At 70.6% G+C, this 8332-nt stretch carries 8 protein-coding genes; 4 read left to right on the forward strand and 4 right to left on the reverse strand.

Translation table 11 applies throughout. From position 1 onward, the window contains the following. Nucleotides 1-157: 157 nt before the first annotated feature. Nucleotides 158-1051 carry an NAD(P)-dependent oxidoreductase gene (locus DZA62_RS13900; RefSeq protein WP_116949466.1) on the reverse strand — a complete coding sequence of 298 codons (894 nt, stop codon included), beginning with the start codon at nt 1049-1051 and terminating at the stop codon, nt 158-160. 68 nt (nt 1052-1119) lie between these two features. Between DZA62_RS13900 and DZA62_RS13905 the strand changes: the two genes are divergently transcribed. The 4 genes from DZA62_RS13905 to DZA62_RS13920 all read left to right on the forward strand — a co-directional run bounded on the left by DZA62_RS13905 (nt 1120) and on the right by DZA62_RS13920 (nt 6314). Further along, nucleotides 1120-1518: a MerR family transcriptional regulator gene (locus DZA62_RS13905; protein WP_116949467.1), complete on the forward strand. Its 399-nt coding sequence runs from the start codon at nt 1120-1122 to the stop codon at nt 1516-1518. A 202-nt stretch (nt 1519-1720) separates the two neighbouring features. Beyond that, nucleotides 1721-2674, forward strand: coding sequence for a carbon-nitrogen hydrolase family protein (locus tag DZA62_RS13910; protein WP_116949468.1), 954 nt, complete (start codon nt 1721-1723; stop codon nt 2672-2674). 252 nt (nt 2675-2926) lie between these two features. Then, complete coding sequence (locus DZA62_RS13915; protein WP_198663730.1) at nt 2927-6055, forward strand: golvesin C-terminal-like domain-containing protein; 3129 nt, start codon at nt 2927-2929, stop codon at nt 6053-6055. A gap of 22 nt (nt 6056-6077) precedes the next feature. Then, nucleotides 6078-6314: a hypothetical protein gene (locus tag DZA62_RS13920; protein ID WP_157987672.1), complete on the forward strand. Its 237-nt coding sequence runs from the start codon at nt 6078-6080 to the stop codon at nt 6312-6314. Nucleotides 6315-6418: 104 nt separating this feature from the next. On the opposite strand, the gene DZA62_RS13925 is transcribed toward DZA62_RS13920, so the two are convergent. From DZA62_RS13925 to DZA62_RS13935, 3 genes are read right to left on the reverse strand one after another with little or no spacing between them, the layout of a single operon-like run. Beyond that, nucleotides 6419-6712, reverse strand: a complete 294-nt coding sequence (locus DZA62_RS13925) for a hypothetical protein (RefSeq protein WP_157987673.1) — start codon at nt 6710-6712, stop codon at nt 6419-6421. Nucleotides 6713-6753: 41 nt separating this feature from the next. Beyond that, the gene (locus DZA62_RS13930; RefSeq protein WP_116949471.1) at nt 6754-7359 is read right to left on the reverse strand and encodes a hypothetical protein; all 606 of its coding nucleotides are present in this window, start codon (nt 7357-7359) and stop codon (nt 6754-6756) included. A gap of 15 nt (nt 7360-7374) precedes the next feature. Continuing rightward, nucleotides 7375-8151 (reverse strand): hypothetical protein, encoded by a 777-nt coding sequence (locus DZA62_RS13935; protein ID WP_116949472.1) that lies wholly within the window; start codon nt 8149-8151, stop codon nt 7375-7377. Between the last annotated feature and the right edge of the window lie 181 nt (nt 8152-8332).

The following is an 8332-nucleotide window of genomic DNA, read 5'->3' on the forward strand; positions in this document are numbered from 1 at the left end:
TCGGTCAGGCGGCGAGGTCGCACGGCTCCTCCGGGGGCGAGAGGTGGTCGTACCAGATGTGCCGGATGTCCGGTGCGGACAAGATGGCACCGCCGCCGCCCGGGGCGGAAGGACTACACGTGGCCGGTAGGCGCCAATGGCGCAAAGATGCCGCTGGTCAGGCCCGGCTTGCGACCTCCCGCTCGGCCAGCAGCGTGGCGCTGAGGACCGACACGTCGTCGTCGCCGTGCCCGGCGGCGACGGCCCGGTGCAGCTGCGCGAGCGCGGCCCGCTGGACGGTGCTGTCGAGATCGCGCCGCTCCGACGCCGCGACGACGTGCTCGAGCCCGGCGGCGATCGTCCCCAGGCCCGCGACGTCGGCGTCGTAGCGGCCCGCGTCCAGCCGCTCGCCGTGCTCCGCGACCGAGTCCCTGAGCAGGGTGGCCAGCCCTTCGGCCAGTGGCGCGAGGTCGGCGCCGTCGATGCCCTCGGCCTTGGCCAGCGCGAACGCGTGTGTCAACCCGGAGACCGCCGTCCAGAAGAAGTCCAGCAGCGCGACGTCGTACGCGGCGGCGCGGCCGGGGTCGGTGCCGAGGTGGTGCTGAGCGCCGCCGAGCGCGGCCAGCGTCGCGGCGTGACGCTGGTGGAGCCCGGCCGGGCCGCTGTAGATCAGGACCGCGTCGGGCGTGTCGATGGTGACCGTCGGCGTCATGATCGACCCGTCGAGGTAGTCGATGCCGTGGCCGGCCGCCCAGCCGGCCAGCTCGCGCGCGGCGTCGGGCGTGTCGGCGGTGAGGTTCACGACGGTGCGCCCGCGCAGCGCGTCGGCGGCCGGCTCGAGCAGCTGCCGCGCGACCACGTAGTCGACCACGCACACGATGACGAGATCGGCGCCCACGACAGCGTCGGCGACGCTCGCCGCCCGCGTCGCACCGGCCGCCACCAGTGCGTCGCCCTTCTCGGGGGAGCGGTTCCAGACGGTCGTGGGGTGGCCGTGGGCGAGGAAAGCGCGCGCGAGGGCCTGCCCCATGTTGCCGAGTCCGAGCACGGTGACCTGCGAAGATGTCGTCATGCCCGGTACGCTAAACCTTCACGCTGACGTGAGGGTCAAGCCCGTCGGCGGCACCTGCGGAGGACGAGATGCGCATCGGCGAACTGGCCCGGCGGACCGGAGTGACGGAGCGCGCGCTGCGCTACTACGAGGAGCAGAACCTGCTGCGACCGGCCCGGCTGCCCAGCGGCTACCGCGACTACGCCCCGTCCGACATCGAGGCGGTGCGGCACGTGCGGTCGATGCTGGCGGCCGGGCTGCCCAGCCACCTGATCGCCGAGCTGCTGCCGTGCATGGTCGACACCGGCAACGGCCTGATGCCCGGCTGCCGGTCGATGCTCGAGCCGCTGGAGTCCGAGCGCGACCGCCTGACGTCGGCGATCGAGGAGCTGACGACGGCGCGCACGCAGCTGACGGCGTTGATCGACCGCACGCCCGAGGACGACGCGGAGTACGACGCCTGGGTCGCCGCCAACGGCGCCGCGTGACGCACGGCCAGGCGTGTTGACGCGTTCGGCGGGGTGCGCCAACCTATGAACCTGGCGTGGCTCACGCCTCACCTTCGCCGGCCGGCCCCAGCCTGGCCCTGATCCAGAAGGCAAAGGGACTTCTCGTCTCGAGCCGCTCGTCCTGGTCGACCGCCTCGGACGGGATCGCTGGGGGATCGCGTGCGAGTGCGTAGGAGGCCAGATGACAGCGCACAGGAATCTCAAACGCCGGGTCCGCGCCCGCTCCGCCAAGACGGGCGAGTCGTACACGGCCGCACTCCGCCACGTCCGCCCGGTCCGGGGCGGCGATGACGACCCGCCGGGTGCCGCCCTGCGCATCGCCGTCGCCCAGTCGACGGTCCGCGACGATCCCACCGACGTCGGCGGGCTGCGGGCCAGCGCGGCCGAGGTCCGCCGGTTGCTGAGGGACGCGGCCGCGGCGGGCGCCCGCCTGGTGCACTTCACCGAAGGGGCGCTCTGCTTCCCGAGCAAGCTCGTGCTCTCCGAGCTCGGGCCGGACGAGGTCGGACCGTCCGACTGGAGCCGGGCCGAGTGGGCGGTGCTCCAGGAGGAACTGGGCCGCATCGCCGCGCTGTCGGGCGAGCTCTCGGTCTGGACGGTCATCGCCGCGCCGCACCGGCGGCCCGGCCCGGATCGTCCCTACAACAGCCTGTACGTCGTCTCCGACCAGGGAACGGTGGCGGCCCGCTACGACGAGCGCACGCTGTCGAACACGAAGATCAGCTACATGTACACGCCCGGTTCCGGCCCCGTCACCGTCGACGTCGACGACTACCGGTTCGGCCTCGCCCTCGGCATGGACGTGCACTTCCCGGAGCTGTTCACCGAGTACGAACGTCTCGACGTCGACGGCGTGCTGGTGTCGTACGAGACGGGCGGCGTTCCCGGCCGCGAGACGGTGGCGACGGAGGCCCGCGGCTACGCGGCGGCCAACAGCTACTGGATCAGCCTCGCCGTGCCGGCCGATCGGTCGGGGCCGCACGCGGGCGTCATCGGCCCCCGCGGCGACTGGTCGGCCGCCGGCCCGGCCGACGGCAGCCCCGCCGTCGTCGTCACCGAGGTGCACCGCGACGACGCGCTCAGCCCTTACGCCCGGGACTGGCGCCGCCGCACCCGCAGCCGCGTCACCTTCTAGCGGCAGCGCTCCCGCAGGGCCTCGGTCGCCGGCATCGGCCGGCCGAGGCCCTGTTCGGCGTGGGCGGGTACTGAACCCGTTCGACCCGCGTGCTCGGCCGCCCGCCCGCTTGATGCACCGGCTGTCGAGGCCCTAGTCATCTAATAATGATTAACGAATCCGGTTCCTGGATGAGACTTGCGTAGGGCGGATTATGTGTGCAAACGTCTGGTTCAGATTGACGTCGAAATCGTCCGAGACAAGGGAGTCATCGTGGACCGACGCATCGTCAGACGATCGGCGGCCGGGAGTCTCGCCTTGCCGCTGGCGATCGCGGCGCTGGTCGCGCCGGCGAACGCGGAGCCGGTGACCGCGGCGCACTCCGGGGTCGTCGACACCGGGGACACCCTCGTCGTGTCAGGAGAGACCTACGACCTGCGGATCGTCAAGGACGGCTTCCGTTACTCGTTCACCGACAGCTCGGGCGCGCAGCTCGTCCCGGCGCATGCCGAGTCGGGCCTTCGGCTGCGCCCGGAGGGCGGGACGGATTTCGCCGACGCGGTCGACGCTGAGCTGATCTCTCGTCCGAACGCCCGCGTCGCGATCATCGACGTGACGCTCGAGGACGGTGCGCACCTCAAGGTGAACGTCCATCCGTTCGGCAGCTACGCGCGCCTCTCCGTGGCGAATCTCCCGGGCGACGGCGGCACGATCGACTTCCGCACCGGTCCGGTCGCGCCCGCCTACGGGCTCGGCGACCACGGCTCGTGGGCCGACGGCTCGACCGAGCAGGGCGAGTCGTGCAACAGCCGGGTGCGCGCACGCCCGACCACCGAACTGACCGGGCTGGAACTCGACGACGTCACCAACGGCGGCAGTTGCCAGCGCTTCATCAGCAACTTCACCGTCTTCCCGAAGCAGCGCTTCGGACAGGTGTGGTTCGAGGACGGTCAGAAGCGGGTCGCCCTCACCGCGACGGAGAACCGCCTCGGCGCCCAGGATGTCGACCGGGTGAACGGGCTGTACTACTTCGTCGGCCGCGATCTCGAGCAGGTCTATGGCGACTACCGGCACGTTCGCGAAGAGCACGGGTACTACGACGGCCGCCCCGCGAAGGAGTTCTTCGGGTTGGGGTGGGAGGCGTTCGGCGCCCTGCGCTGGGACACGTACCAATCGTCGGTGACCGAGACGGTGCAGAGGTTCCTGGACGAGGGCTATCCGCTGTCCTGGGGTGTGGTCGGGTCAGGCTTCTGGCCGGGCGAGCGGAGCACTCCGCAGGAAGGCACCACCAACAGCTTCGGCATGTGGGACGACACCGCGGAATCGGGCCGCGACGACGGGTTGCCGAATCCGCGCTATCCGGATCCGGATGCGCTGAAGCAGTTCTTCTCCGACAACGAGGTGAAGCTGATCCTCGGCGCGCGCAACAACTTCAAGGCGCTCCCGGAGGACGGGGGAAACTACGTCGAGAAGTACGACGGCCCGTTCGTCCACGAGGCGATCGACCGCGGCTATCTGGTCAGCGACCCCGACGGCACGCCCACGGTCATCACGGGAGCGGTGTTCCCCTCCGGGCACAGCTACGTCCTCGACGGCTCGAACGACGACGCGGTGGACTGGTTCGTCGAGCGGCTGCAGGAGTGGGGCGTGGACGGCTGGAAGGAGGACGCCATGCTCTATACGCCTCGACTCCACCGCGACGCGAACTGGAATCCGGTGCTGCAGGCGATGCATGAATCCGGCGATCTGGTGATGGCCAGGAATGCGGCGTACTCGCTTCCCGGCGACATCCTGCGCATCAACGACACCATCTATGGCACCGGCGAGAACTATCACACCGATCCGGACCGCATGCCGGTCAATCTGCTGAACTTCGCCGCCAGCGGCGTCTCCAGCCTTTACGGCGACTACGTGGGCGGGACGCCGGAAGTCCCCATGAGCGATCCGTCGTACCAGAAGTACTACGTGCGCAACATGCAGTTCGACGCGCTGCAGCCGGTGCTGGCGTTCGGGCGCGGTCCCTGGGAGATGGGCAGGGACGACTACGCGGACACCGTGAAGGACCTGGCGCTGTGGCACGAGTCGATGCGGCCGTACATCTACGACGCGGTGCTGGACGGGTACGAGACGGGCTTCCCGTACGCCATGACGCCGCTGCCCATCGCCTATCCCGACGACGAGACGACGTATGGGCTGGCCAATGACACGACTCGTCAGTACGAGTGGATGCTCGGTGAGTCCGTGCTGGCGACGCCGGTGTTCGGCGCCGACTTCGAGACCGCGCAGTCGCGCGACGTGTACCTCCCGGCCGGGAAGTGGATCGACATCGCGACGGGCTCGGTCTTCCACGGACCGGCCACCCTCGACGACTACGCGATCGGCTACGACCGGGTGCCGGCGTTCGTCGGCGGCAAGGGCGTCACGGTGACCGGCACCGACGACGAGCTGAGCGCCCAGGTGTATCCGATCCGGACCGGCTCGACCTACGACTTCACCGACGGCACCGGCACCTCCCACATCCGCAACGACAACACGGGATGGGACACCGACTCCCTCACGGTCACCGACACCACCGAGGGCAGCGTGGTGGAGTTCGACGTCGACCCGGTCACCGGCGCCCTGTCGTTCCCCATCACGGCCGGTCACGACTACCGGCTCACCGGCGGCGGCAGCGCGGAGCACACCGTGCCGGTGGACAGTGCGCTGCCGAACCAGGTCACCGGACTGTCGCACGCCGACGCCGACGGCCTCACGACGCTGCGATGGGACGCGGCTGACGGCGCGCGCGGCTACGTGGTGTCGGTCAGCGGCCACGGCGCGTGCCCGACCGACGAGGAGGTCGTCTTCGGCGCCACCACCGGCGCGGTCGAGCTCACGCTCGGCGCCGCCGAGTCGGCCGGCGGGACCTATCGTGTCCAGGCGGTCAACAACGTCGGCGCCGGCGCGTTCTCCGAGGGGCACACGATCGTTCCCCGCGTCGACGACGATCCCGGCCCGGTCGTCGTCACCGACGAGGGCGAGCCGCCCACCTGCGACCCGGAGCACCCCGCATACCAAGAGGCGGGCACATGGTCGCCCAGCGCCGTGAGCGGCTTCGACGGATCCAGGAGCCGGTTCAGCCGGCAGGTCGGCGCCACGGCGACCTGGCGCGCCGTCCTGGAGCCCGGCGCCTACGACGTCGCCGTCTGGTTCCCGGCGAACAGCGTCTGCAGTACGCAGACCACCTACACCGTCCAGCACGCGGGAGGGTCGGCGGACGTCCCGGTGGATCAGTGCACCACCGGTGGCCAGTGGCACTCGCTCGGCACTTATGACTTCGGGGACGGGTTGTCGTCGGTATCGCTTACGGTAGGCGGTGGGACCGTACGTGCCGACGCCGTCCGTTTCAGTCCCAGCCCATGACGAGCAGAGAGCTGAGGTGGAGATGAGCGGCCTCGGGCGGTGGAGCCTCGGTATCGGCGTGGGTCTTCTGGCCGCAACCGTGGTGTTCCGGGCCATGGACCTGATCCCGATCACGGTGATCGTCGGCATCCTGGGCCTGATCTCGGTCGGCATCGCGGGCTACGACGCGGCCTACGAGTGGCTGGGCCGCGTCCAGCAGCGCCGAGGGGCGGCCAAGGCCCGCCGGGACCGTGAGCGGGAGATCCGCGAGGGCCGCTGAGCGCGGCGCCGTCCTCGGCAAGGCTGGTCGTCGTGAGAGCGCCCGATCTGCCCGGCCTCGCGCGACGACCAAGCCAGCCGAGGCGGTCGGAACCAAGCGAAGGACTAGTGGTCCCGCGCCAGATGGCGGGCGCGGGACCACTGCCGGCGTGCGACGAAGAGGCACCACACGCCGGCGACGACGCACACCGCGACGAAGATCCAGGGGAAGCCGTCGCCCTCGTTGAATCCGCGCCAGTTGTCCTGGTAGTTCCCCACCTGGGCGACCCACCAGGCGAGCCAGCTGAGCCCGGCCCCGCCCGCCGCCACGAGGGCGAAGATCACCCACATCCAGGCGAGGCGGCGTGCTTTGGCGGGGTCGCCCAGGTCAGACCACCGATCGGTCTCACGGTCAGCCATCGGTTCCTACCTCCCTGCCCGGCGGCGGGGAGGACGGCTGGTCAAGGAGTGGTGCCTTCCCAGTTGCCGGTGACGTCCAGGCTTTCGTCGACCTGGGCGATGAGCTCCGGCGTGACGACGTCAGGTGCCCCGGACAGCTGGATCAGGGACGGGACCCCGTTGCCGTCGCTGATCGCCCAGACCACGCCCGTGTACCGCTCGCCGCCGGACTCGTAGGTGTAGGAGGTGTTGGCGCGGTCCTCGCCGGTGCGCAGCTCCGCGACGGGCGCGTAATCGTCGTCGGTCGCGCCCGTGCCCTCGACCTCGCTGATGAACCAGTCGACGGCCTCCTGCGCGGACATCGCGGCGCCGCCGGGCATGAACCCGATACGGCCGGCCACGCCGCCGCTGCTGGTGGAGAGCTGATGGACGTAGGACCAGCCGTCGACGTCGCCCATCGACTGCCAGTCGGCCGGGACTTGTGCGGTCAGGTGCTCGGCGGTGACGGTCTGCAGCTCGGCGCCTGTGCTCTCGGTGTCAGGCGACTCCGCGGTCTCGGACTCTTCCCCGACCGGCTCGAGCTCGCCGGCCTCGAACGAGCAGGCCGCGAGCGCCGGGGTGAGGATCAGGGCCGTGACCGTGGCCAGGAGGGAACGGCGGATACGCACGTGATCTCTCATTCTCTACTTCTCGAACTGCCGGGCGCCGGCCCAGTCGCGACGCGGGCGCCAGCCGTTGTTGCGCAGGACGGTGAACACCGGGACCTTGGCGTCGGCCGGCTTGATCATGACGGCGCCTTCCCAGGAGGTGCGGGGTCCGGCCGGGCCGGTGACCGTGACCTGGCCGTCGGCGCCTTCGACGAAGGTCGCCGAGGTGCCTCCGGACGTCTTGCCCTTCTTCCAGGTCCAGGTGCCGTAGGCCTGTGCCCCCAGCGGTCCGGCCGCGGCACGCACGGCCGCCGTCCCGGAGTGCTCGACGAACGTGTAGCGCGCCTTGGACGGGTCGAGGTCGACCTCCATGCGCCACGCGTAGGCCTGCGACCCACGCACGAAGAGGGTCTGCCAGCGCAGCTCCTCGTGCTTCCACTGCACGTCGACGCGCACGCCGTCGGCGCTCTGGGCGGCATCGATCTGGTACGGCAACTCGGCGCTGTTCATCCCGACCAGCGCCGCGACGACTTCCTCCACCGGTGCCGGCGCGTCGGCACCGCGGACCGGGCCGTCGGGCACCTCGGCGCGCTTGCGCTCGGCGAGCGCGCGCTGGCCGCGCCGCACCGTCAGGAGGCCACGCCAGATCACGGCGAGCGCCGCCACGACGACGAGTGCGACTCCCAGCACGACCTGGTCGTTGACGATCGCGAGGACGCCGGCGACGAGCAGGGCGGACCCCACGACGAAGACGACCTGGCGGCTGATCACCGCGAACCGCTGGCCCGGCGAGGGGTTCGGCCCGTCGCTCATCGGTGCGCCACCTCGCGAGAGGTCGTGCTCGGGCAGCTGATGGTGTTCATGGTCATGTCCAGTCGAGTCGCAGTCATCGTTCCGGCCGTCGAGCGAGTATACGCAAACAGCTTTCAGGAGTCCCGGCCACGCCGAAAACAGTTTCCAGGGCATCGCGCCCGCCGGTTAAGATGTGCGCGAC

Origin of the sequence: Jiangella endophytica (genome assembly GCF_003427025.1) — a bacterium.
Taxonomy (GTDB): domain Bacteria; phylum Actinomycetota; class Actinomycetes; order Jiangellales; family Jiangellaceae; genus Jiangella; species Jiangella endophytica.